Genomic DNA, 23,402 nt, shown 5'->3' with positions numbered 1-23,402 from the left:
CCTCGCCTACACCACCGCCGGCGCCTCCCGGGTCGCCCTGATCACCGACGCCATGGGCGCCGCCGGCATGGGCGACGGCCTCTACCCGCTCGGCCCCCTCCAGGTCGAGGTCAAGGACGGCGTGGCCCGCCTGGTCGAGGGCGGCGCGATCGCCGGCTCCACCCTCACCCTGGACGTGGCGTTCAAGCGCGCCGTCACCGTCAACGGCCTCACCCTCGGCCAGGCCGTGGAGTCCCTCTGCGCCGTCCCCGCCCGGCTGCTCGGCCTGGCCGACACCGTCGGCTCGCTGGAACCCGGCAAGAACGCCGACCTCGTCGTCGTCGACTCCGCCGGCTACGACCTGGTCGCCGTGATGCGCCGCGGCGAGTGGATCCTCGGCGGCGAGAGGTTCTCCCCGGTCAAGCCCGCCTGACGCGTCCCCGCCGCTCCCCCGGCACGACGACGGCCGCCCGCCCCCTCGGGGGACGGGCGGCCGTCTCGCGTCCGCGGCGGATCAGGAGCCGCCCTCCAGGAGCACCTGGTCGATCAGGACGGTCCCGCCCGTGGGGGCCGAGATCGTGATCGAGTTCGAACCCGCCTGGAGCTGCGGGTTGATGTAGGTGGTGAACCAGGAGGACGCCGGGTCCTTGCCCGGCGAGTAGTTCTTGAAGGACAGCCCGCTCGGCCAGTCCTTGCCGTTCACCGCCGCAGCGGCCTTCACGTCCCCCGCCGCGTTGTTGAAGTGCACGGTGAACTTGTAGGTGCCCGCGGCGGCGACCTCGCCGGTCCAGGTGACCGACCCGCCCGGCTGCAGCGTCAGGTAGCTGCCGTCCGCCGACTTGGCGCCCTTGACCGTGTTGCCGGACGGCGCGTTCTGCCCCTGCAGCTGCCCGGCGTCCACGGTGGACGGCCCGGAGGTGGCCGTGGCGGAGGCGCCGGCCGACGGCGAGCCGGAGGCCGACGGGCCGGCCGACGCGGTGCCGGTGCCCGTGGTCGCCGGCGCCGTGGTCTGGCCGCCCTTCGCGTTCTTGTCGCCGTCCGGGTCCCCGGTGGAGAGCGCTATGCCGGCGCCGATCGCGATGGCCGCGACCACCGCCACCGCACCGATCACCGCACCCTTGCTCCGCCCGCCGCTCGGCCGCTCATCCCCCGGCTGCGGCCGGGAGTGCTCGGCGTACCGGGCCTGCTGGGTCGGCGCGGCGCCGTACTCGGGCTGCTGCCCGTAGGGCTGGCCGGGCTGCGGGTAGCCCTGCTGCTGCGGGAACGGCTGCTGGCGCTGCTGCGGCGGGTACGGCTGCTGCCCGTACTGGGCGCGGCCGACCTCCATCGGACGGTTGTACGACGTCCGGGGTACGCCCTGCTGCGGCTCGGCCGGCTGCGCGGCACTGCCGTCGGCCGGACGGTAGAGGTAACCGAAGGGGTCGTCGTCCTGCGGGGCACCGCCCTCCGGGCTCTCGGGCACTCCGTTGCTGCCGGCGGTCGTCACGGTGGTCAACTCCCCCATCGCGTTCGCGTCGCCGGGCTTCCGTGCCGCCGGCGCCAGTGGTCGCTCGTACCCGGGAACCCTACCTGCCGACGCCGACGCCGCGGAAAGACCCCTTGACAACCCGCCGGTAGCTTCGGTCGGGTGAACGGACGCTAACCGGCCCGGCGGTGCGAACGCTCGCCCCGGGCCCCGCGCACCGAGCCGCCCCGCGCCCGCTTCTCGTCGTACATCCGCTCGTCCGCGGTGTGCAGGACCTCCTCGATGCTCATCCCGCAGCCCGCCCAGCCGATGCCGAGGCTGACGCCCACCCGCATCGCCCGGCCGTCGATCCGCATCGGCGGGATGATCGCGTTGCGCAGCCGGTGGGCGAGGTCCTTGGCCTCCTCCCGGCCGATGCCGTCGGCCAGGACCACGAACTCGTCGCCGCCGAGCCTGGCCACCGTGTCGCCGTCCCGCACCGCCTGGCTCAGCCGGCGGGCCACCTCGACCAGGACGGCGTCGCCCGCGTTGTGGCCGAACCGGTCGTTGATCGACTTGAACCCGTCGAGGTCGCAGAAGATCACCGCGAGCCCCTTGTCCGCCACGGCCGCGGAACCGCCCGATCGGAACGGGCCCGACCAGGCGTCGCCGCCGGCGCCGTGGTCGGCCGGGACCACCGCGTGCACGTGCTCGCCGTAGCCGCCCGGCGCGGCGGGCGGCAGCGCGTAGCCCTCGGCCGTGCCGTAGTGGTGCACCGGGGCGGCGAGCGGGTCCACCCCCTCCAGGCCGTCGAACGCGGCGTGCGCGCTGTAGGAGTCGGCGGAGTAGCCGTACGCCTGCGCCCCGTACGCCTGTGCCCCGTACGGCTGCGGCGGGACCCCCTCGCCGAGTCCGGCCGGCGAGACGACGCCGACGGTCTGCGGTTCGTTGCAGAGCCTCCGCCCCAGCCGGGCCTTCAGCTCGGCGCCGTTCGGCAGCCCGGTGAGCGCGTCATGGCTGGCCCGGTGCGCGAGCTGGAGCTCGTGGCGCTTGCGGTCCTCGATGTCCTCCACGTGCGTGAGCAGGAAGCTCGGACCCTCGGCCGCGTCGGCGACGATCGAGTTGCGCAGACAGACCCACTGGTAGCCGCCGTCGCGCCGGGACAGCCGCAGCTCCGCCCGGCCGCTCTCGGCACTGGTGCGCTCCAGCAGCGCGCGGTCCTCCGGGTGGACGAGATCGGCGAAGCTCTGCTGGCGCAGCACCGCGCGCGGGCGGCCGAGCAGGCGGCAGAGCGCGTCGTTGACCCTGGTCAGCTGGCCGCGCCCGGCCCCGTGCAGTTCGGTGATGGCCATCCCGCTGGGCGCGTACTCGAAGGCCTGGCGGAAGCTCTCCTCACTGGCCCGCAGCGCCTGCTGCTCCTTCTCCAGGCGGGCGAGCGCGCGTTGCATCTCGGCCCGCAGCCGGGCGTTGCCGATCGCGATGGAGGCCTGGAGGGAGAACATCTCCAGCGCCTCCCTGGTCCAGGCGCCGGGCCGCTTGCCGCTGCGCGGGCGGTCCACGGAGAGGACGCCGAGGAGGTCGCCGCCGGCGCTGTACATCGGGGCGAGCAGGCCGTCGGCGGGGTGCCAGTCGTTGGCGTAGACCGGCATCGGACCGTCGCCGATCCAGCGCGGAATGTCGCTGGCCACGGCCCAGCCGCGGTCGTAGGGCAGGAAGCGGAGCGTGCCCCAGTGGTCGCTGACGCCGAGCAGGCGGTCCCAGGACTCCCGGGAGCCGACCTGGCCGAGCAGGACGGAGGGGCCGCCCATGGCGCTCTCCTCCAGCTCCCAGACGGCCGCCACCACGAGGTCCCCGTCCGGCCGGACCAGACTCACCGCGGCGGCGTCGAAGCCCAGCCCGTGCACCGCGCCCTCGACCACGGCCTGCAGCGTGCCCGCCAGGCTGCGGGCAGCGTTGAGGTCCGCCACGACCCGGTGCAAGGTGCGGAGGGTCGCGAGACGGACGTAGGGCTCCGACTCGGCTTCCATGCGGGGGCTCCCCGGCTGCTTCGGATAGTTCTTGAATGGTTATCGTCCGATTGCCAGAAGAACTGAATCACAGGGAGCACAGCGTTCGGCACGCTCGGTCAGCAATAGGCCATCACTTGTGACTTAAATCACACGACACTTATGCGCTCTTAATCAGCTCATCCGCCCCATATCGGGACATAAGGCTTTATCGGCACGATTCTGGTGGTCGGCCGCAATGGCCGCGCACTGAAGCCACCAGGCGGCCGGCAGGCCCCCTGCCTTCACTCCTGGGGGTGAGAGCGGCCGTGAACCGTAACCCCTGCGGCTCTGGTCCTACGACCACGGTCCGATGCCGTTTCGCGCCGCCGCCGACTACCGTGCGGTACGTGTACCCGGCTCCGCAGCCCGAAGCTGCCCTCCAAGCAACGCCCGACGAGTTCCGGGCCGCACTCTCCCAGCTCGCCTCCGGCGTGAGCCTGGTGACCGTCCACGACCCGGACGACGGCGAGGACGTCGGCATGACCGCCACGTCCTTCCTCTCCGTCTCGCTGGAGCCCCCGCTGGTCCTGATCTCCGTCCGCGAGGACTCCCGGATGGACGAGGTGCTCTCCCGCGCGCAGACCTGGGCGGTCTCCCTGCTCTCCGAGCAGCAGAAGGCGCTCGGCTCGCGGTTCGCCATGAAGGGCCGGCTCAGCGACCGGCTGCTGTTCGCCGACGCGCCGCACCACCGCGGACCGTACAGCGGCGCACCGCTGATCGACGACGCACTGGCCACCGTCGAGTGCCGCACCGAACAGCGGATACCCGCCGGCGACCACACCCTGCTGCTCGGCCGCGTCCTGGAGGCGGTCGTGCCCGACCCGGGCGGCCGGCCGCTGCTCTACTTCCGCGGCGGCTACCGGCAGCTCGGCTGAGTCATTCGCCCTTCGGGGCGCGCCGGCCCTGCTTCACCTCGGAGCGGTGCCGCTTGCTGAACAGCCGCCGCTCGACCATGCCGCGGCTCGGCTTCGTCGCCCGGCGGGTCTTCGGCGGCGGCGCGGTGGCCTCGGCCAGCAGCGAGGCCAGCCGGGCGGCGGCGACCTCGCGGTTGCGCCACTGCGAACGGTGCTCCGAGGCGCGCACCACCAGCACCCGCCCGTCCACCAGGCGGCCGGCCAGCCGCTCCAGGGCGCGCTGGCGCCACACCTCGGGCAGGGCGGAGGAGGCGGCCAGGTCGTAGCGCAGCTCGACCTGGGTGTCGGAGGTGTTGACGTGCTGGCCACCGGGGCCGGAGGAACGCGAGAAGCGCCAGACGAGCTCGGCGTCGGGGACGACCACCGACCCCCGTACGCGGATGGGCTCGGGCATGCGCCCATCATCCCGCGCCGGGGCCGCACCGGTCACCCCGTTTTACCGGGACAATGGCCAACGTGATCGAGCTCGGCTACTCCCTCTCCAACCGCTTCCCCGACCCCCCGCAGACCGACTACCGGACGGCCTCCGTGCACGCGCTGCGGTACGACCTGTTCTGCGGCGACGTCTTCCTGGACGGCGACGGCGTCGAACTGTCCACAGCCTGGGGATGGGTGCCGGTGCTCGACTTCGCGTGGGCGCTCTGCGACATCGCCGAGGAGCTGGACCGCGACCCCGCCGGCGGCCGCGCCGCCCGGGTGCAGACCGCGGACCTCGACTTCACCCAGAACACCGAGCTGCTGCGGTTCGCCCGCCGCTTCAACTGGGTCGAGATCAGCGCCACCTGGCTGCCGAACGAGGAGCCCGCCGTGGTCCGCCACGGCGACCTGCGGCGCGAAGCCCGCGACTTCCTCCACGACACCCTGGCCGACCTCTTCGACATGCACCCCGATCTGGCCGACAATCCGGCCATCTGGTCGCTCCAGGGCCGCTTCCGGAGAATCTGACCGGACATTGACCGGGCCATTGCCCGAACGTGATTCACCCAAAAGAATTTGCCGCGGAGCCTGGAACCAAGCCCTCGGTCTCTCGCGTTATCCCGGGCAAAAGCAACGAAGGGACAGCAAACACCATGCCAGTGAGCCTCTCCAAGGGTGGCAACGTCTCGCTGACCAAGGAGGCCCCCGGCCTGTCCGCGGTCACCGTCGGTCTCGGCTGGGACGTCCGCACCACGACCGGCGCCGAGTTCGACCTGGACGCCAGCGCGATCGTGCTGAACGCGGACGGCAAGGTGCTGTCCAACAGCCACTTCGTCTTCTTCAACAACACCAGCACCCCGGACAGCACCGTCGTCCACACCGGTGACAACCGCACCGGCGAGGGCGCCGGCGACGACGAGGCGATCAACGTCAACCTGGCCGGCCTGCCGGCCGAGGCCGTAAAGATCACCTTCCCGGTCTCGATCTACGACGCCGTGGCCCGGTCGCAGAACTTCGGCCAGGTCCGCAACGCCTACATCCGCGTGGTCAACGCGGCCGGCGGCGCCGAGATCGCCCGCTACGACCTCTCCGAGGACGCCGCCACCGAGACCGCCATGATCTTCGGCGAGCTCTACCGCAACGGCGCCGAGTGGAAGTTCCGCGCCGTCGGCCAGGGCTACGCCTCCGGCCTCGCGGGCATCGCCCAGGACTTCGGCGTCCAGATCTGACGCCACCCCCGGAGCGCCCGGTCCCCCTCCGTCAGGGGCCGGGCGCTTCTGCGTTCCCGGCCCGCACCCGTACGGCCGGCCCGTGGAACGCCGCGGCGCAGGAAGCCGGGCGGGCCGGCCTCCTGCGCCGGGGCGGCAGGCGGAAGGGGAGGTCAGCGCGAGGCGCGCAGCTCCGGGAGCTGGAGCAGCTCGGTCTCGTCGTCCGGGGTCAGGTCGACCACCTTCGGCTGCACCTGGGTCTCCTCGGCCGGCTCCGCGTCCTCGCCGGCCGCCACCCGGACCTCGGCGGCGGCCCGGGCCTCGGCCTGCGCCCGGCTCTCCGCCTGCGCGGCCACGGCCTCGTCCCCGACCACGTCGGCCAGGTCCGCGCGCTCGCCGAGCTCCGCGACGCTGCCGACCGCCGGCGCCGGGGCCGCCGGCCGGACCGCCGCCCCCTGGTGGCGGCCGAAGAAGCTGAAGCCCTGCCCGCGCGCCGCACCGGACTGCGCCGGCCGCGGCCGCTGCCGCTCCGCCGGAACGGCGGGCGCGGCCCGGTCGCCACCGAGCTGCCCGACCGTCGCCGTCAGCACCGGCCGCACCGGAGCCGCAGGGGCAGCCACCGCAGGCCTGGACGCCTCCGGGGCGGGCACCGCGGGAGCCACCGGGGCGGGCACCACCGGCGCGGGCGCCGCGGGCACCACCGGCGCGGGCGTGGAAGCGGGCGCGGAGACGGTCACGGGCGCCGTACGGGCGCGCAGCGCGATCTCCGCACCGGCCGCACGCTCCCGCTGCTCCCGCTGCTCCTGCTGCACCGCCGCGCGCCGCTCCAGCTGACGCAGCACCGCCGCGGCCCGGACGAACGCGGCCGGGCTGGCCGGGTACTTCGGACGGCTCGCGGCGAGCGCACGCTGCGCCGCCTCGGCCTCCTTGAGCGCCTGCTCGGCGACCATCACGGCACGCTCGCGCAGCAGCCGGGCGATCTCGGTCTCGGCCTTGGCCAGCCGCGACTTCTCCGCCGTCAGCCGCCGCCCGAACCGGGTGGCCCGCTCCTCGGCGACCTCCGCCGCATACTCGGCCTCGGCGAGCTGCTCCTCGAAGCGCTCCTCGGCCCGCAGCCGCTGGGCCACGGAGACCTCGGCCGCGGCCCGGGCGGCCCGGTCGCGCTGGCGCAGCAGCACCGCGATCCCGAGCGCCGCGAGCACCGCGGCCACGCCCACCGAGCGGACCAGGATGGTGTCCTGACTGAAGAGCAGCGCTGCCACCGCGGCGACGATGAGCACGCCGGCGGCGGTGGGGGGAAGAACCCGGCCGAGGACGGAGGAATGACGGTGGCGTCCGCGAGACATGCCAAGAAACTAGCGTGCGAATTGGGGCCGTGTCAGCCCAGGGTCCGCTTTGGCCCTTGACACTGCGCAAGCTTTACCGCACGTGCCCGGACCCTCACCCAAGATCACCGACGGCCCCGTCCCCGGCCCCGGAAAGCGGCCCGTTCAGCGGTGGGTGGCCGCCCGGCCGCCGGGCCCGCCCTGGGCGCCCGGGTCGTCGTGGTTCTCGGGCAGCTTGCAGACGTGCTGGAGCCAGAGCGCCGCCGCGATCACCGCGGCACCGGCCAGCACCGCGAGGCCGGCCGTCACGGCCTGGTCCTGGCGGGCCGGCACGTCCAGCTCGCCCAGCAGGTAGATCCCGGCGCCCGCGTAGATGCCGGTGACCACCGCCGAGACCAGGGCGCTCGCCTGGCCCAGCACGACCGCGCGGGCCGCGCCCAGCGGGTCGACCGCCTTCGCCCCGGGCCGGCGCTCGCGCGCCGCCTTCAGCCGGGAGCGCAGCGAGATCGCCGTGGCGAGCAGGATCACCGCCACCGCGGCCAGCACGACCGGGGCCGCGCCGGGCACGGCGGGCAGGGTGTCCAGGGAGGCCCAGAGCTTGGCACCGGCCCAGGACAGCGCCGTCGTGGCGGCGGTGATGCCGACCAGCAGGCGGAGGCGAAGCAGCTTCACTCGGACGTGGTTCCTTCCCGGGGTACCGAAGTCGGGCGGCCGCCCCGGGGCTCGGGGTACGACGGCGCCAGGCCACCGTACCGGCCCGGCCAGGCGGGCACCTGTGCACGGGGCGGACACCTACTCGTACGGCCGGGGCCCCCGTCCGAGTTCCCCGGCCGCCCGGGCGGGCCGCCCCGCCCCCGCCCGGCCGGCCCGCGGTCCTACTCCGGAAGCGTCAGCCGGATGTCCTCGCGCCGCCGGACGCCCTGGGCGTCCGGGCCGCCGAGCGCCTCCAGCAGCGCGGCGACCTGCCCGTGGCCGGGCACCTCGGCCTCCGGCTGGGCGTCCAGCCACGGGGCGAGCACGAACGCCCGCTCGTGGGAGCGCGGGTGCGGCAGCAGCAGCTGCGGGTCGTCGCTGGTGACGCCCTCGTAGGCGAGGATGTCGACGTCCAGGGTGCGCGGGCCCCAGTGGACGGTGCGGACCCGGCCGAAGGCGTCCTCGATCGCGTTGCCGCGCTCCAGCAGGTCGCGCGGGGGCAGCGAGGTGCGCAGCACGACCACGGCGTTGTAGTAGTTGGGCTGCTCGTCGGGGCCGCCGACGGCCTCCGTCTCGTACACGGCGGAGACGGCCTTGATCCGGAGCCCGGGGGTGTCGGCGAGGGCGTCGACGGCCCCCTGCAGGGTGTCCAGGCGGTTGCCCAGGTTGGAGCCGAGGGCGATCACGGCGCAGCGCTGGGCGTGCAGCGTGGCGTCGGCCGAGTCCACCCGGCTCTCCAGGTCGAACGCGGTCGGCGCGGCGGTCGGGTCAGTGGTGCTCATGCGCCCGCCTCGCTTCGGCCGGCGGGGGCGTTCGCCCGCGCGTGCCTCTCCATGGTTCGCTCGCTTCGCTCGCTCATCGGAATCCCTCTGGCTGGAACGGGGTGCGCGGTCCAACTCATGCGCGGCCCCGGTGAATGGTCACGGTCACGTCGTCGAACGGCACGGTGATCGGGGCGTCCGGCTTGTGCACGGTGACCTCGACCTCCTCCACCGCGTCGTGCTTCAGGCATTGGTCGGCGATGCGCTGGGCGAGGGTCTCGATCAGGTCGACGGGCTCGCCGGCGATGATCGCGGTGACCTCCTCGGCCACGATGCCGTAGTGCGCCGTGCGGGTGAGGTCGTCGCCGGACGCGGCGGGGCGGGTGTCCAGGTAGAGCACCAGGTCCACCACGAAGGTCTGGCCCTCGACACGCTCGCGCTCGAAGACGCCGTGGTGGCCCCGGGCACGCAGGCCCCGCAGGGTGACGCGGTCCAGCAAACGAATCACTGCTCCCAGTCGGACGGGCCCTGCCCCGGACACAACGTGGGCTGGCAGGGCGAAGGCGGGCGTCGCGCCCGCCACTCCGTTTCGAATCTACCTGCGAGCGCGGACAACGCCTGACCGTCCTACCCGGCACGAACCGTCGCCACGCACGCCGGAATGGCGATTGACGTGAACGTTCGGTGACCGACCGGAAATTCCCGGGCGACCGTCGGGGGCCGATTTCCCGACGGTCCCCGGATCAGTCCTCGTCCTCGTCGTCACCGCTGGTCAGCACGGGTGACCCGTGGTGCGACCAGAGCTTCCAGCCGGCCGGGGTGCGGCGGAAGAGATTGGTCGACACGACCTTTCCGCCGACCAGCGGCCCGAGTTCGCCCTCCTCCTCGGCCTCCCCGCCGGAAAGGATGTTCTCGGTGCACGTGACAAGGGCCACATCGCCGTGAACCTCGGCCTCGACGTCGGTCAGGATGAACTGGATGTACTCCGTGTTCGCCATGATCAGCATGTACGAGCGGGTCACCTGGGCCCGCCCGCGCAGCACCGGCCAGCCGGGGTGCACGCACACCACGCCGCCCTTGTCGTCGGCCTCGGCGGCCCCCAGCCAGGCGTCCTCGACCGCCTCCAGATCGCCGTTCTCCAGCGCCTCGTACAGCGCCCGGTTGGCCTCCAGGACGGCCTCCCGGTCCGCCTCCCGGCCCCGCTGACCCGCGGTCTCGCCGCTCACCCTGCCGTCACCTGCCACAGACCCTCCCGTTTCACCCGCCCTCGTTGCCCGTCGTCGGGCAGGAGGGGCCCGCCCCTGACGCCCGCTGCCAGGCCGCGACCACCCGGACGGCGTCCGCCGTGCCGGACACGTCGTGCACCCGCACCGCCCAGGCACCGGCCCGGGCCGACAGTACCGACACCGCGGCGGTCGCGTCGTCGCGCTCCCGGGCCGGGCGCAGCTCCCCGGTTTCCGGGTCGGCGAGCAGCGTACCCAGGAACCGCTTGCGCGATGCGGCCACGAGGACGGGACGGCCGAGCGCGGTGAGCGCGTCGAGCCGGCCGAGCAGCGCCCAGTTGTGCTCGGCGGTCTTGGCGAAGCCCAGGCCCGGGTCCAGGACCAGCTGCTCCTCCTTGACACCGGCCGCCAGCAGCGCGTCCACCCGGGCGGTCAGCTCGCCGACCACGTCGGTGACCACGTCGCCGTAGACCGCCAGCCGGTCCATGTCGGCGGACTGCCCGCGCCAGTGCATCACCACGAACGGGATGCCCGTCTCGGCCACCACCCGGGCCATCGCGGGGTCGGCCAGGCCGCCGGAGACGTCGTTGACGATCCGGGCGCCGGCCGCCACGGCCTGCTCGGCGACGGAGGCGCGCATGGTGTCGATGGAGACCACCACCCCGGCGTCGGCCAGTTCGCGGACCACCGGCAGCACCCGGCCGAGCTCCTCCTCCTCGGCCACCCGCGCCGAGCCGGGGCGGGTGGACTCTCCGCCGACGTCGACCAGGTCGGCGCCGCGGGCGCGCAGCGCGAGGCCGTGCGCGATGGCGCGGGCGGGGTCGTGCCACATCCCGCCGTCCGAGAAGGAGTCGGGGGTCACGTTGACCACGCCCATCACGGCACAGCGGTCGAGCCGCGGCAGTCCGGCCGGCAGGGAGAAAGGCAGCGAATTGCTCATACTCCCCATTATCGAACCGGCCCTTGACGAACCGGGCCCCCACCGGGTGTTTCCCGGTGGGGGCCCGGTCGGGTCCGGGGCGCGGCTCAGGCGGCCTCGGTGACCTCCGGGCGCGGCGCCGGCATCAGGCCCTGCCGCTGCGGCTTGCGGCCGAAGCGCGGCATCCCGAGCGTGATGAAGGCCTCGGCCTGCATGGCGGCGAAGCCGATCCGGGGCAGGTCGCGGGTGTTCGGGAAGACCAGGAAGCGCGGCTCCCACTCGGGCTGGAACTTGGCGTTGAACTTGTACAGCGACTCGATCTGGAACCAGCGCGAGAGGAAGACCAGCAGCCCGCGCCAGGCCCGCAGGACCGGACCGGCGCCGATCCGCTCACCGCGCGCCAGCGCCGAGCGGAACATCGCGAAGTTGAGCGAGACCCGCCGGATGCCCATGGCCGGCACGGCCTGGAGCGCGGCCACGATCAGCAGCTCGTTCAGGCCCGGGTCGGCGGCGCGGTCGCGGCGCATCAGCTCCAGCGAGATGCCGTCCGGCCCCCACGGCACGAAGTGCAGCACGGCCTTCAGGTCGTCGCCGGCCTCGCCCTCCTCCGGCGCCTTGTGGGCGGTGACCACCACGCAGGCGTCGTCGCCCGGGTCGCCGAAGCGGCCCAGCGCCATCGAGAAGCCGCGCTCGGTGTCGGTGCCGCGCCAGCGCGCGGCGGCCTCGGCGATCCGGTACTTCTCCTCCTGGCTGAGGTCGGCGACCTTGCGCACCTGGCAGGAGTAGCCGTTGCGCTCGATCCGCTTGACCATCTGCCGGACGTTGCGCATGGCGCGGCCGGAGAGCGAGAAGGTGCCGGTGTCGACGATCGCCTCGTCGCCCAGCTCCAGCGCGTCCAGCCCCGCCTCGCGGGTCCAGACCTCGCCGCCGACCTCGCTGCAGCCCATCACGGCCGGCACCCAGGCGTGCTCGCGGGCCTCGGCCATGAAGACCTTGATCGCGCCCGGCCAGGCCTCGACGTCGCCGACCGGGTCGCCGGAGGCGAGCATCACACCGGAGACGACCCGGTACGAGATCGCCGCCTTGCCGGTGGGCGAGAACAGCACGCTCTTGTCGCGGCGCAGCGCGAAGTAGCCCAGCGAGTCCCGCTCGCCGTGCCGGTCGAGCAGCGCGCGGACCTTCTCCTCGTCCTCGGCGGTCAGCTCCGGCTTGGGCTTCTCCGGGCGCAGCGCCAGGTACGCGGTGGTGAAGGCGGTGATCAGGCCCATCCCGCCGAGCAGGTAGGCGACCAGGTCGGAGACCTTGTCCGAGGTGTAGCCGACCGGCCCCTCGAAGCCGAACAGCCCGTACCCGACGTGCTCCAGGCGGTGGAACAGGCTCGGGTGGCCGATCTCGTACTTGGCGCGGGCGGAGACGATCAGCAGGCCGAGCAGCACGCTGATGGTGCCCATCACGACCAGGTTGGCCACGGCCCGCCAGCGGGTGCGCGGGTCGGCCTTGGCGTAGAACTCGCCCCGGTGCACCAGCATCACCGCCAGCAGCACCAGCGAGACGACCGCCGGGCCGATCTGGTGCCAGCGCAGGATGTGCAGCGCCGCGCCGACCGGCAGCAGCACGCAGACGGCGCGCCAGGCCCGCCGCTTGCGGCGGCGCAGGGCGTGGGCGAGCAGCACCAGCAGCAGGCCGATCATCAGCGTGCCGGCCGCGGCCAGGGTGGTGGTGCCGCCCGGCAGCTGCCCGGCGAAGGTGTGCACCTTGGTGTGCCGGAGCTTGGGGAACACCGCGCTCGCGATGTCCACCAGTCCGATCAGCAGACAGGCGTAGCCGACCGCACCGGGGAGCCAGGCCCTCGGGACGGCGGCCGCTTGGGTACGAAGCGTCTGCAGGCCGCGACGGCGGGGCGGCTGCTCGGGGCTCGGCTCAACGGACACGGGAACGCTCATGGAAGCTCAGCGTAGAGGCTGCGGAGCGCAGTCCTGTCACTCCGGGGGAGGAGTTGTGATGGACCTTCATGCCTTTTCCTTCATCGGGCAATGCGCATACCAAACATCCGGAAACGGAAGGTAAACCGGTGTTCGGCAGGGCGCTGCGATTGAGCCGAGGGGTGGGTGCCGGGGCCCTGCGCCGCGTGGCGCCACGGGCCCCCGCATACGCGGTACGTACGGTGGACGCCGCATTCTAGGGCGCCGGTTGCGCGGGATCACCCCCGGCCTCCCGGCCCGACCCGACGTCCGGACAGCCCAGCCGCGATGGCCGGATCTGACGGACCGCCAGACGATGAAGCGTGCCCCGACAGTGTTCCAGCGGAAGGCCGACGGCATGGAACTGACCAGCGACGCGCTGGTGAACTCGCTGCTCGCGCTCGGCGCGGCGGCCCTGCTCGCCACACTCTGGCTCTGGCCCCGGCTGGCCCGCCAGCGCCCCCTGCCGGTGATCGGCCGGATCGGGCTGATGACGGTCACTCAGGTGTCGGTGCTGGCCGTGATGGCACTGTCGGTCAACAACTCCTTCGGCTTCTACACCTCCTGGGACGACCTGCTCAACCCCGGCGGCGCCAAGCTGGCACTCACCAGCAACGAGAACCACCACGGCGGCGCCCCGGCCTCCGACGAGCTGATCCAGCCCAGCAACGAGGGCGGCATGGAGACGGTCACCGACCTGCCCAAGGGCCCGCCGGAGGAGGTCGGCAAGATCGAGTCGGTCCGGGTCTCCGGCAAGGAGACCGGCCTGTCGGACCAGATGTTCGTCTACCTCCCCCCGGAGTACTTCGACCCGAAGCTCGCCATGGTCCGCTTCCCGGTGCTGCTGGCCATCTCCGGCTTCCCCGGCACCAGCCTGAACCTGATGAAGGACCTCCCCGTCCCGCAGACGGCCTGGGAGCTGCGCAAGGCCGGCAAGATGGCGCCCGCGATCATCGTGATGGCCCGCCCGACCGTCGCCCCGCCCCGCAACACCGAGTGCGTGGACGTCCCCGGCGGGGCGCGCACCGAGTCCTGGTTCGCCAAGGACGTGCCCGACGCCCTGCGCGCCACCTACCGGGTCAGCCGCTCCGCCTCGTCCTGGGGCGTGCTCGGCTTCTCCACCGGCGGCAGCTGCGCGATGCGGCTGGCGATGCGCTACCCGGAGGTCTTCGCCAGCGGGGTGGGCATGCACGGCGACTTCAAGGTCGCCGAGGACCAGTTCACCGGCGGCAGCCTCTTCGGCGGCGACAAGGGGCTGGCCGACCAGAGCGACCTCAACTGGCGGCTGCAGAACCTCCCGGCGCCGAACCTCTCGCTGATGGTGATGAACAGCCGCAAGGAGGGCGGCTTCGCGGAGACGCAGAAGTTCGTCGAGCTGGCCCGGCGGGTGTCGGAGACCAACCCCCAGTTCAAGGTCGAGTCGCTCTTCCTGGACGACGGGGGTCACAACTTCGAGAGCTGGACCCGTGAGCTGCCCGCCGCGCTGGAGTGGATGAGCGCCCGGCTCGCCTGGAACTGACGGCCCGGTGCCACGCCGCCGGGCGGGTGATTACCCGCCGGTCCGGCGGGCCGGACGGCACCGCGCGGGAACGTATCGCGACCGCCCGGCCGACCGGCCCGGGGCGGCCCGGATCCGAGCAGGAGGCCCCATGCTCAGCACCCGATCACTCTTCGACGAGATCTACCGCAACGACGAGGCCTACCAACTCTTCTGCAGCATCGCGGCCGGTGGCGAGGACCAGGGCGGCTGGGAGAACGAGCGGATCACCTCACTCACCCGGGACCCGGTCCTCGCCCCCAAGATCGCCCGGCACGGTGCCGACGAGCGCAAGCACGGCCGGATCTTCACCCAGCTGCTGAACAAGCGCGGCCTGCCCAAGGTGGACGTCCCCGCCGAGACCGACTACTGCATGCTGCTGGAGCGCCAGGGCGTCGGCCTCTCGCACGAGCGGCTCAACAGCGACGTGCCGCTGGCCGAGCGCGAGATCATCACCTACCTGGCGCACAGCCGGGTGACCGAGCAGCGCGCGGCCGAGCAGATGCGCCAGCTGGTCAAGGTGTACGGCGACAACCCCGACCTCGGCCGGGCGATGCGGATGATCTCCGCCGACGAGGACAACCACCTCGCCTACTGCCACGAGGAGCTGCTCCGGCTCACCGCCGAAGGCCACGGCCCGTACATCCGGCACACCCTGGAGACCTGTGCGCGCGGCGAGATCCGCACCCACCGGGACGTCGGCCTGGCGGTGACCGCCCGGATGGCGCGGATCCTCCGGTGGCCGCACTGGCAGCGGGCCGTGGTCACGGCCGGCGTCCACGCGCTCTACCTCTACGACCTCGCGTTCGGCTGGCGGCGGATGGTCAGGCTCCGGATGCCCGAGCGCCGCAACGCCCTGGGCACCCCGGCCCCGCCGCACGCCGAGCACGAGACGCTCTGACCGCCCGCCGCGGCGCCCGCACTACCGCCCGATGATGAGGCTCATCGCCTCGGCGCGGGTGGCCGGGTCACGGAGCTGGCCGCGCACGCAGGAGGTGATGGTCTTGGCCCCGGGCTTGCGGATGCCACGCATCGACATGCACATGTGCTCGCACTCGACCACGACGATCGCCCCGCGCGGTTCGAGGATCCGCATCAGCGCGTCGGCGACCTGGCTGGTGAGCCGCTCCTGCACCTGCGGGCGGCGGGCGTAGACGTCGACCAGCCGGGCGAGCTTGGAGAGACCGGTGATCTTGCCGCTGGCCGACGGGATGTACCCGACGTGCGCCACGCCCCGGAACGGCACCAGGTGGTGCTCGCAGACGGACGTCAGCTCGATGTCCTTGACCAGCACCATCTCGTCGTGGCCGAGGTCGAAGGTGGTGGTCAGGACGTCCTCCGGCTCCTGCCAGAGGCCCGCGAATATCTCCTTGTAGGCCCGGGCCACCCGGGCCGGCGTCTCCAGCAGCCCCTCGCGGTCCGGGTCCTCCCCCACGGCGAGCAGCAGCTCGCGGACGGCGTTCTCGGCCCGCTTCTGGTCGAAGGTCCCGACGGCGGGCGGACCGTCGAGCGTCACCGGGTCGATCATGCGGGCCTCGCTAACTAGTGGAGATGACTTGACTGAACAGCACGGATGCCGCGCCTCCAGGGTACAAACCCCGGTGACGCGGCATCCATTCCGTGCTTCCAGGCGCCGGATCAGCCCTCCGTCGGCGGCTCCGCCGGCAGCGGCGGGAGCTTCACCACGTCGACCGGGGCGGTCTCGGTGGCGGCGGCGCCGTTGGTGAGCGCCAGCTCCTTCGGCGACTGCACCGGCGGCCGGGTGGACGGCGTCCGACGGGACGAGCCCGTCCAGGCCGGCCGGGCCGGGCGCTTGACGATCGGCGCGAAGATCTCGGCGATCTGCTCCTTGTTGAGGGTCTCCTTCTCCAGGAGCTCCAGGACCAGGTTGTCGAGCACGTCGCGGTTCTCGACCAGGATCTCCCAGGCCTCGTTGTGCGCGTTCTCGATGAGCTTCTTGACCTCTTCGTCGACCAGCCCGGCGACCTCTTCCGAGTAGTCGCGCTGGTGGCCCATCTCACGGCCCAGGAACGGCTCCGAGTTGTCGCTGCCGAACTTGATCGCACCGAGGCGCTCGGTCATGCCGTACTGGGTGACCATGGCCCGCGCGGTGGCGGTGGCCTTCTCGATGTCGTTCGAGGCGCCGGTGGTCGGGTCGTGGAAGACCAGCTCCTCCGCCGCACGCCCGCCCAGCATGTAGGCCAGCTGGTCGAGCATCTCGTTGCGGGTGGTGGAGTACTTGTCCTCGTCCGGCAGCACCATGGTGTAGCCGAGGGCCCGGCCGCGGGACAGGATGGTGATCTTGTGCACCGGGTCGCTGTTGGGGCACGCCGCCGCCACCAGGGCGTGGCCGCCCTCGTGGTACGCGGTGATCTTCTTCTCCTTGTCGGACATGATCCGCGTGCGCTTCTGCGGACCGGCCACGACGCGGTCGATGGCCTCGTCCAGGATGCCGTTGTCGATCAGCTTCTTGTCCGAGCGGGCGGTCAGCAGAGCGGCCTCGTTGAGGACGTTCGACAGGTCCGCGCCGGTGAAGCCGGGGGTGCGCTTGGCGACGGCCGAGAGGTCGACGTCGGGCGCGATCGGCTTGCCCTTCTGGTGCACCTTGAGGATGTCCAGCCGGCCCTGGAGGTCGGGACGCTCCACCGCGATCTGGCGGTCGAAGCGGCCCGGGCGCAGCAGCGCCGGGTCCAGGATGTCGGGGCGGTTGGTCGCGGCGATCAGGATCACGCCGCCCTTGACGTCGAAGCCGTCCATCTCGACCAGCAGCTGGTTGAGGGTCTGCTCGCGCTCGTCGTGGCCGCCGCCGAGGCCCGCACCGCGGTGCCGGCCGACGGCGTCGATCTCGTCGACGAAGACGATCGCCGGGGCGTTCGCCTTGGCCTGCTCGAAGAGGTCGCGGACGCGGCTGGCGCCGACACCCACGAACATCTCGACGAAGTCCGAGCCGGAGATCGAGTAGAACGGCACCCCGGCCTCGCCGGCGACGGCACGCGCCAGCAGGGTCTTGCCGGTACCGGGCGGGCCGTACAGCAGCACGCCCTTGGGGATCTTGGCGCCGACGGCCTGGAACTTGGCCGGCTCCTGCAGGAACTCCTTGATCTCGTGGAGCTCCTCGACCGCCTCGTCCGCACCCGCGACGTCCGCGAAGGTGGTCTTCGGGGTGTCCTTGGTGAGCAGCTTGGCCTTGGACTTGCCGAACTGCATGACGCGCGAGCCGCCGCCCTGCATCTGGTTCATCAGGAACAGGAAGACCAGAACGATGATCACGATGGGCAGCATCGACAGCAGCAGGCTGACGAAGGTGCTCTGCTTCTCCGGGCTGATGGTGTAGCCCTCGGAGAGCGTGCTCTGGTCGTTGTCGTTGATCTGGGCCTGGAGCTTGTCGGCGATCGCGACACCCTGGTCGCCGATGTACGAGGCCTGGAACTTGCTGCCGGACGGGGTCTTGCCCGTACCGGCGTCGGACAGCTTGGCGCCGTCCTTCAGCTGGATCTTGATCGTGTTCGAGTCACCGGTGGTGATCTGCGCCGACTTGACCTGCTTGGCATCGATCGCTGCGACGACCTGCCCGGTGTCCACCGTCTTGTAGCCGTTCGAGTCAGAAACGACCTGCATCAGCACGATGACGGCGAGGACGGCCAGCACGATCCACATGATCGGCGCACGGAAGTATCGCTTGACGTCCATCCATGCGGGGCGTTGCCGCCCCGTCCCTCCTGCCACTCGACGGCGCCGCGTGGCCGTGGGCCGCCGGCGCATCTGGTCTCTGCTCATGTGAAGAGCGGTTTTATTGGACCGTACCGCAGTCCGACCCACCCGTGGCGGGAGCACAGCGACACGACGTACTTCTCTTTCCCCCCGATCCAACGGGCGGGAACGGCGTACTGTTCCCGCCCGTAGCCCGAACGGGGCCCGGAACCGTTTCTCAGCCGCCGTAGACGTGCGGGGCGAGGGTGCCGATGAAGGGGAGGTTGCGGAGCTTCTCCGCGTAGTCCAGGCCGTAGCCGACCACGAACTCGTTGGGGATGTCGAAGCCGACGTACTTGACGTCGATCTCGACCTTGGCCGCGTCCGGCTTGCGCAGCAGGGTGCAGACCTCCAGCGAGGCCGGACCGCGCGAGCCCAGGTTCCCGAGCAGCCAGGACAGGGTCAGACCGGAGTCGATGATGTCCTCGACGATCAGGACGTCCCGGCCGGCGATGTCGGTGTCGAGGTCCTTGAGGATCCGCACCACGCCGGAGGACTTGGTGCCCATCCCGTACGAGGAGACCGCCATCCAGTCCATGGTGACCTGCGAGTGCAGGGCGCGGGCGAGGTCCGCCATGACCATCACGGCACCCTTGAGGACGCCGACGATCAGCAGGTCCTTGCCTGCGTAGTCCCGGTCGATGCGCTCGGCCAGCTCCTGGAGCTTGGCGTCGATCTCGTCCTTGCTGATGAGCACCTTCGCGAGGTCAGCGCCCATGTCGTTCTGGTCCACCGGGGATACGTCCTCAAACGTTCGGGGTCTGTATGGCCGGCGGCCCGGCGCCCCGGGGGCATGCCTGCCCGTCAGTCGCCCTGCCGCCGAAAGACCAGCGTGCCACACCTGCGGGTGGCTTCGACGCCCCCGGGTAGGTGCAGCGGCCCCTGGCCCCGCCATCCGGTGACCAGCAGGTCGATCGTTTCGAGGTGGCGCGCGAAGAGGTCCCCGGCCGGGCAGCCCGCCCGCAGCGCGGCCCGGCGCAGCACCCGGCGGCGCACCGCGGGCGGCAGTTCGGCCAGCTTGGCGGCGTCCAGGGTGCCCTCTCCCGTCCGGAGGTCGCGCTCGGCCAGTGCCGCCCACTGGTCCAGCGCGTCGGCGTCGTCCCGGAACAGCCGGGCGGTGCGGGCCAGCGCCTCGACCACTCCGCCGCCGAGGTGCTTCTCCAGCACCGGCAGCACCTCGTGCCGCACCCGGGAGCGGGTGTACGCGGGGTCGCAGTTGTGCGGGTCGTCCCAGACCGGGATCGCCTGGGCGGAGCAGGCCTGCCGGGTGGCGGCCCGGTCCAGCTCCAGCAGCGGGCGGCGGTAGCGGCCCTTCTGGGCCGGCATCCCGGCCAGCGAGCGGGATCCGGAGCCGCGGGCCAGGCCCAGCAGCACCGTCTCCGCCTGGTCGTCGCGGGTGTGGCCGAGCAGGACGGCGACCGCACCGAGGCGCTCGGCGGCCTCGTCCAGGGCCGCGTAGCGGGCGTCCCGGGCGGCGGCCTCGGGACCGCCGGCGCGGCCGACCTGGACCGGGACCGCCTCGACCGGGTCGAGCCCGAGCGTGCGCAGCCGCTCGGCGACCTGGGCGGCGCGGTCGGCGGAGCCGGCCTGGAGGCCGTGGTCGACGGTGACGGCGCCGACCCGCAGGCCGATCTTGGGGGCCTCGAAGGCGGCCGCGATGGCCAGCGCCATGGAGTCCGCGCCCCCGCTGACGGCCACCAGGACCAGCGGCGAGCCGGGCGCGGCCGGGGTCCGCGGCAGCCCCGAGGGGTGCCGGTGGGCGTTGCCGATCAGGGTCGTCCCGACGGTCGCGCCGACCAGCGGCGCCCCGCTCGGGCGCTCGCGGGGCTCGCGCACGGGCGCGGTGAAGGTGGTGCCGGCCTCGGCGGCGAGGTCGGTGAGCGTGCGGCGTACGGCCAGGCGTATCGCGGCGACAGCGGGGTGTGGGCCCACGGCGGACGGCTCCTTGGCGGAGGGGGGACAGGACGGCGGTGGGCGCGGCGGGGGCCGCGCATCTGTGAGCACCGTGTTACCGGGCGCTCACAGATGGTGGCAGAAAGGAGGCACCCGCTACGCCACCCGCGCCACCGGTACGACCACCGTCCCACGTTCGGGTGAATGGAGAAACGTATCTTCACCCGCCATCTGCACGACTGGACCACTCGTACGAACGGGTTTGACCGCCGCCGACCGCCTTCGGGCCGAGGACCGCACCTGGTCCCCGGCCGGCGCGGCCCCCGAGCCGGGCGCGCTACCGCGCGACGCGGGCCACCCAGGCCCCCGGGTCGTGGATCTCGTCCTTGGTCGGCAGGGTGTTCGGCGACGTCCAGACCCGGTTGAAGCCCTCCATGCCGACCTGGTCCACCACCCCGCGCACGAAGACCGCGCCGTCCTGGTACTGGCGGAGCTTGGCGTCCATGCCGAGCAGCCGGCGCAGCACCAGGTCCAGCCGGTTGGCTCCGCGGTCCCGGCGCTGCTGGAACTTCTCCCGGATCTCGGCGACGCTCGGCACCACCGCCGGGCCGACGCCGTCCATCACCACGTCCGCGTGGCCCTCCAGCAGCGACATCACGGCCGTCAGCCGGCCCAGGATCTCGCGCTGGGCGGGCGACTGGACGATCTCCAGCAGGCCTGCGGAGGCCTGCCCGGCCTCCCCGCGGCCGCCGAGGCCGGGCAGGCCGCCGAGCGAGCCGGCCGCGTCCCGCAGCCGGTCCAGCAGCGCGCCCGGGTCGACGTCCGTCTCGGACAGGAAGGACTGCACCTCGGACTGGATGTGGTCGCGCAGCCACGGCACCGCGGTGAACTGGGTGCGGTGGGTCTCCTCGTGCAGGCAGACCCAGAGCCGGAAGTCGGCCGGGTCGACGTCCAGTTCCCGCTCGACGTGCACGATGTTCGGCGCCACCAGCAGCAGCCGGCCCGGGCCGGGACCGTCGGGGCCCAGCCGGGGCTTGTCGAACAGCGCGGCCGGGCTGTCCGGCGCCTCCAGCGAGGGCTCGGCCGGGGCGAAGGTCTCGTACTGGCCGAGCACCTTGGTGGACAGGAAGGCCAGCAGCGCGCCGACCTCGATCCCGGTGGCCTTCTCCCCCACCGAGCCGAGGACGCCGGCCGCGGCACTGCTCGCCCGGCGCGCCTGGAGCTTCTCCACCAGCGGCTGGACGATGGTGCGGAAGCCCGCCACGTTGGCCCGCACCCAGCCGGGGCGGTCCACGATCAGCACCGGGGTCGCCGCGGCCTCGGCGAGGCTGCTGGAGCGCATGCCGGTGAACGCCCGGACGTGCTCCTCCGCCTCCAGGGCGTGCCGCCGCAACTCGGCCACCACGGCCGCCGCCTCCGCGCGGCTCACCTCCGGTCCGGGCCGCACCAGCCTGGTCGCGGTTGCGACCGCGAGATTCCAGTCGACCATGTCAGCACCGCCGCTCGCGCTCGTCATGCCCTCACCGTACGTGCTCCCGCCCACCGGGGGGAGCCACAGGTCCCGACGGTCTGCCCGGCGACCCGGACGAGACCGCGCGGACGGCGCCCGTCCGCGCGGCATCGCACCCGTGGGCCTCCTGTCGGTCCGTCAGTGGCAGCCGCAGGCGGCGAGGCGGGCGACGATGCGGTCCATGGCGGCGCGCGCGGTGTCGACGGGTGCGCCGGTCCTGGTCATCACGGCGAAGGCCAGCAGCCGGCCCTCAGCGTCCACCACCGTCCCGGCCAGGGTGTTCACGCCGCTGAGGCTGCCGGTCTTGGCGCGGACCAGGCCGGCCGCCTCGGCCGCGCCGGAGCCGGAGCCGAAGCGCTTGCCGAGGGTCCCGGTGAAGCCGGCGATCGGAAGGCCGGTGAGCACCGGGCGCAGGGCCGGGTGCTGGTCCGACGCGGCCAGCGCGAGCAGTTGGACCAGGACGGTCGGCGGGATCGCGTTGCCCTGGTGCAACCCGCTGCCGTCGCCCAGGACCACGCCCGCCGTCGGCACACCGAGCCGGCCGAGCTCCTGGGTGACCGCGGTGGCGGCGCCCTCGAAACTGGCCGGCTGGTGGGCGGCGAGCGCGGCCTGACGGGCGATCGCCTCGGCGAGGGTGTTGTCGGAGGTGGTCAGCATCCGCTCGACCAGCCGGTCGACGGTCGGCGAGTCCACCCGGCCGAGGACGGGCGCGCCGGCGGCGGCCGGGGCGGCGGCCGCCTTGGCCTTCCCCTCGACGGTGATTCCCTGGGCCTTCAGCAGGTTGGCGAAGGCCTCGGCGGCCGACCCCGCGGGGTCGGCGACGCGGGCGGGCGCATCCTCCCGGCTCTTCGGGTCGGCCTTGCCCTCGTCCACCATCAGCGGGGTGACCAGGGCGATGTTGGCCGCGTCGTGGTACTTGTGCTGCGGGTTGCCGGAGTACATCGAGAGGTCGTAGTCGAGCTTGACCGCGGTGGTGCCGGCGGCCTTCAGCGCGGCGGCGGTCTGCCGGGCCAGCGCGTCCAGCGAGGCGGGGGCGGTGTCGGCGTCCGCGGGCAGGCCGGCGATCTGCACCTGGTCGGCGGGCAGCGCGGTGAGGGTCGGGTCGCCACCACCCACGAGGGTGATCCCGCCGGGGTCGGCGCTCTTGACGACCCGGGTGGTGAGCCGGGTGTCGCCCGGGATCAGCGAGAGCGCCGCGATCGAGGTCGCCAGCTTGGTGGTGGAGGCGGGCGTGGCGGGGGTGTTCTCCCCCGAGCCGTAGAGGAGCCGGCCGTCGGCGGCGTCCGCGACGGCGAGGCTGACGGTGCCGAGGTTCTTGTCGCCGAGCGCGGCGGCGAGCGCCTGCTGGAGGCCCTGGGTGGTGGGCAGTCCCGCGGCCGGGCCGGTCTCGGCGGAGGCCAGCACGGCGCCGGCGGCGGGGGCCGGACGGCCGGCGGACGGCGAGGCGGCGGCCGTCCCGGTACCGCCCGGGTGGGGCGTCTCGGTGGCGCCGGTACGCCCCTTGCCCTTGCCGTTGTTGCCGTTGTTGCCGTTGTTGCCGGGGCCCTTGTCGCCGTTGCTGCCCTTGTCGCCGTTGCCCTTGTCGCTCTTCTCGCCGTGCTTGCCGTCCCGGTCCTCGCCCTCCCCCTGGCCGGTGGTCTGCCCGCCCGGCGACGGTGACGGCGACGCGTACGCGCCACCGCCCGAGGACAGGACCGTCCCGGCGACCAGGAGCACCGCCCCGAACAGCCCCGCCGCCGTCCCTCTTCGGCGGTGCCCCGCCCCGACCCCTGCGCCCACCGACCGGCCCCTTTCCTGAGCACTCACTCCCGTAGGAGACA

Annotated in this window: 22 protein-coding genes; 6 read left to right on the top strand and 16 right to left on the bottom strand. The window is 73.0% G+C overall.

What is annotated here, in order from left to right:
* On the top strand, positions 1 to 412 hold a 412-nt coding region (locus J5Y04_RS38035; RefSeq protein ID WP_209417104.1), incomplete at its 5' end, for an amidohydrolase family protein.
* An 81-nt stretch (positions 413 to 493) separates the two neighbouring features.
* Here J5Y04_RS38035 and J5Y04_RS38030 read toward each other — a convergent pair.
* Both J5Y04_RS38030 and J5Y04_RS38025 read right to left on the bottom strand, forming a co-directional pair.
* On the bottom strand, positions 494 to 1,474 hold the full coding sequence (locus J5Y04_RS38030) for a hypothetical protein (RefSeq protein WP_209417103.1): 981 nt from the start codon (positions 1,472 to 1,474) through the stop codon (positions 494 to 496).
* Positions 1,475 to 1,617: 143 nt separating this feature from the next.
* Positions 1,618 to 3,450 carry a diguanylate cyclase gene (locus J5Y04_RS38025; protein WP_209417102.1) on the bottom strand — a complete coding sequence of 611 codons (1,833 nt, stop codon included), beginning with the start codon at positions 3,448 to 3,450 and terminating at the stop codon, positions 1,618 to 1,620.
* A 359-nt stretch (positions 3,451 to 3,809) separates the two neighbouring features.
* Here J5Y04_RS38025 and J5Y04_RS38020 point away from each other — a divergent pair, with 359 nt between their 5' ends.
* Positions 3,810 to 4,346 carry a flavin reductase family protein gene (locus J5Y04_RS38020; protein WP_209417101.1) on the top strand — a complete coding sequence of 179 codons (537 nt, stop codon included), beginning with the start codon at positions 3,810 to 3,812 and terminating at the stop codon, positions 4,344 to 4,346.
* 1 nt (position 4,347) lies between these two features.
* On the opposite strand, the gene arfB is transcribed toward J5Y04_RS38020, so the two are convergent.
* Complete coding sequence (gene arfB / locus J5Y04_RS38015) at positions 4,348 to 4,779, bottom strand: alternative ribosome rescue aminoacyl-tRNA hydrolase ArfB (protein WP_148643378.1); 432 nt, start codon at positions 4,777 to 4,779, stop codon at positions 4,348 to 4,350.
* Between the two features lie 53 nt (positions 4,780 to 4,832).
* Between arfB and J5Y04_RS38010 the strand changes: the two genes are divergently transcribed.
* Entirely contained in the window at positions 4,833 to 5,330 is a 498-nt protein-coding gene (locus J5Y04_RS38010; protein ID WP_245206278.1) for a hypothetical protein, read from the top strand.
* 125 nt (positions 5,331 to 5,455) lie between these two features.
* Positions 5,456 to 6,031: a TerD family protein gene (locus tag J5Y04_RS38005; protein ID WP_209417100.1), complete on the top strand. Its 576-nt coding sequence runs from the start codon at positions 5,456 to 5,458 to the stop codon at positions 6,029 to 6,031.
* 152 nt (positions 6,032 to 6,183) lie between these two features.
* Here the strand turns inward: J5Y04_RS38005 and J5Y04_RS38000 are convergent, their stop codons facing one another.
* The 7 genes from J5Y04_RS38000 to J5Y04_RS37970 form a co-directional block, all read right to left on the bottom strand.
* Positions 6,184 to 7,356, bottom strand: a complete 1,173-nt coding sequence (locus J5Y04_RS38000; protein ID WP_209417099.1) for a hypothetical protein — start codon at positions 7,354 to 7,356, stop codon at positions 6,184 to 6,186.
* A gap of 144 nt (positions 7,357 to 7,500) precedes the next feature.
* Positions 7,501 to 8,007 carry a DUF3180 domain-containing protein gene (locus J5Y04_RS37995; RefSeq protein WP_209417098.1) on the bottom strand — a complete coding sequence of 169 codons (507 nt, stop codon included), beginning with the start codon at positions 8,005 to 8,007 and terminating at the stop codon, positions 7,501 to 7,503.
* Between the two features lie 203 nt (positions 8,008 to 8,210).
* Positions 8,211 to 8,810: a 2-amino-4-hydroxy-6-hydroxymethyldihydropteridine diphosphokinase gene (folK, locus tag J5Y04_RS37990; RefSeq protein WP_209417097.1), complete on the bottom strand. Its 600-nt coding sequence runs from the start codon at positions 8,808 to 8,810 to the stop codon at positions 8,211 to 8,213.
* A gap of 115 nt (positions 8,811 to 8,925) precedes the next feature.
* The gene (gene folB / locus J5Y04_RS37985) at positions 8,926 to 9,285 is read right to left on the bottom strand and encodes a dihydroneopterin aldolase (protein ID WP_030288941.1); all 360 of its coding nucleotides are present in this window, start codon (positions 9,283 to 9,285) and stop codon (positions 8,926 to 8,928) included.
* A 247-nt stretch (positions 9,286 to 9,532) separates the two neighbouring features.
* Entirely contained in the window at positions 9,533 to 10,015 is a 483-nt protein-coding gene (locus J5Y04_RS37980) for a nuclear transport factor 2 family protein (RefSeq protein ID WP_174315652.1), read from the bottom strand.
* A 31-nt stretch (positions 10,016 to 10,046) separates the two neighbouring features.
* The gene (gene folP, locus J5Y04_RS37975) at positions 10,047 to 10,952 is read right to left on the bottom strand and encodes a dihydropteroate synthase (RefSeq protein ID WP_374106204.1); all 906 of its coding nucleotides are present in this window, start codon (positions 10,950 to 10,952) and stop codon (positions 10,047 to 10,049) included.
* 86 nt (positions 10,953 to 11,038) lie between these two features.
* The gene (locus J5Y04_RS37970) at positions 11,039 to 12,874 is read right to left on the bottom strand and encodes a phosphatidylglycerol lysyltransferase domain-containing protein (RefSeq protein WP_209417095.1); all 1,836 of its coding nucleotides are present in this window, start codon (positions 12,872 to 12,874) and stop codon (positions 11,039 to 11,041) included.
* Between the two features lie 376 nt (positions 12,875 to 13,250).
* Here J5Y04_RS37970 and J5Y04_RS37965 point away from each other — a divergent pair, with 376 nt between their 5' ends.
* Both J5Y04_RS37965 and J5Y04_RS37960 read left to right on the top strand, forming a co-directional pair.
* Positions 13,251 to 14,411, top strand: a complete 1,161-nt coding sequence (locus J5Y04_RS37965; RefSeq protein ID WP_209417094.1) for an esterase family protein — start codon at positions 13,251 to 13,253, stop codon at positions 14,409 to 14,411.
* A gap of 130 nt (positions 14,412 to 14,541) precedes the next feature.
* The gene (locus J5Y04_RS37960) at positions 14,542 to 15,330 is read left to right on the top strand and encodes a ferritin-like domain-containing protein (protein ID WP_209417093.1); all 789 of its coding nucleotides are present in this window, start codon (positions 14,542 to 14,544) and stop codon (positions 15,328 to 15,330) included.
* Between the two features lie 21 nt (positions 15,331 to 15,351).
* On the opposite strand, the gene folE is transcribed toward J5Y04_RS37960, so the two are convergent.
* The 6 genes from folE to dacB all read right to left on the bottom strand — a co-directional run bounded on the left by folE (position 15,352) and on the right by dacB (position 23,361).
* The gene (folE, locus tag J5Y04_RS37955) at positions 15,352 to 15,957 is read right to left on the bottom strand and encodes a GTP cyclohydrolase I FolE (protein ID WP_209417092.1); all 606 of its coding nucleotides are present in this window, start codon (positions 15,955 to 15,957) and stop codon (positions 15,352 to 15,354) included.
* A gap of 110 nt (positions 15,958 to 16,067) precedes the next feature.
* Positions 16,068 to 18,119 (bottom strand): ATP-dependent zinc metalloprotease FtsH, encoded by a 2,052-nt coding sequence (gene ftsH / locus J5Y04_RS37950; RefSeq protein WP_209417091.1) that lies wholly within the window; start codon positions 18,117 to 18,119, stop codon positions 16,068 to 16,070.
* A gap of 238 nt (positions 18,120 to 18,357) precedes the next feature.
* Positions 18,358 to 18,912 (bottom strand): hypoxanthine phosphoribosyltransferase, encoded by a 555-nt coding sequence (gene hpt, locus J5Y04_RS37945; RefSeq protein WP_045692298.1) that lies wholly within the window; start codon positions 18,910 to 18,912, stop codon positions 18,358 to 18,360.
* Between the two features lie 71 nt (positions 18,913 to 18,983).
* Entirely contained in the window at positions 18,984 to 20,111 is a 1,128-nt protein-coding gene (tilS, locus tag J5Y04_RS37940; RefSeq protein WP_209417090.1) for a tRNA lysidine(34) synthetase TilS, read from the bottom strand.
* A 298-nt stretch (positions 20,112 to 20,409) separates the two neighbouring features.
* Positions 20,410 to 21,588, bottom strand: a complete 1,179-nt coding sequence (locus J5Y04_RS37935; RefSeq protein WP_209417089.1) for a zinc-dependent metalloprotease — start codon at positions 21,586 to 21,588, stop codon at positions 20,410 to 20,412.
* A gap of 132 nt (positions 21,589 to 21,720) precedes the next feature.
* Positions 21,721 to 23,361: a D-alanyl-D-alanine carboxypeptidase/D-alanyl-D-alanine-endopeptidase gene (gene dacB / locus J5Y04_RS37930; RefSeq protein ID WP_209417088.1), complete on the bottom strand. Its 1,641-nt coding sequence runs from the start codon at positions 23,359 to 23,361 to the stop codon at positions 21,721 to 21,723.
* Positions 23,362 to 23,402 lie beyond the last annotated feature (41 nt).

The sequence above is a fragment of the Kitasatospora sp. RG8 genome (assembly GCF_017813315.1).
GTDB lineage: Bacteria > Actinomycetota > Actinomycetes > Streptomycetales > Streptomycetaceae > Kitasatospora.
Note: the sequence above shows the minus strand (reverse complement) of the source record. Positions and strands in the feature narration are given on the sequence as shown.